This window comes from Bartonella sp. AA2SXKL (assembly GCF_042197205.1).
Classification (GTDB): domain Bacteria; phylum Pseudomonadota; class Alphaproteobacteria; order Rhizobiales; family Rhizobiaceae; genus Bartonella.
This window is the reverse complement of sequence record NZ_JBHIRN010000176.1, coordinates 1-335: the sequence shown is the minus strand read 5'-3', so window position 1 is coordinate 335 and position 335 is coordinate 1. Positions and strand designations below refer to the sequence as shown.

The window sequence follows — 335 nt, the reverse complement described above, 5'->3', positions numbered from 1 at the left end:
GCACAGCACCTTTTGCAGCAGAAGTCGTCATAGCTGCATATGCCTTAAGAGCCTTTGAAACCTTACGCTTACGTTTCTCAGTCGGTTGCCAAGCTGCTTTTCCTTTTGCTGCCATTTTGACACGACGATGCATCAGCTCATCATCCTCAACTAACATATGAATGGTACGATTAGGAATATCAATTTCTATGATATCTCCCTCTTCCACTAGAGCAATTGCTCCTCCTTCAGCAGCTTCTGGAGAAACATGTCCGATAGAAAGCCCCGAAGTCCCCCCCGAAAAACGGCCGTCTGTTATAAGTGCACATACCTTTCCTCATCCTTTGGATTTAAGA

Annotated in this window: 1 pseudogene; it reads right to left on the bottom strand. The window is 45.4% G+C overall.

The features are described from left to right. Positions 1–335 (bottom strand): annotated as a pseudogene (locus tag ACFINS_RS10530) (dihydroxy-acid dehydratase); the annotation flags it as partial.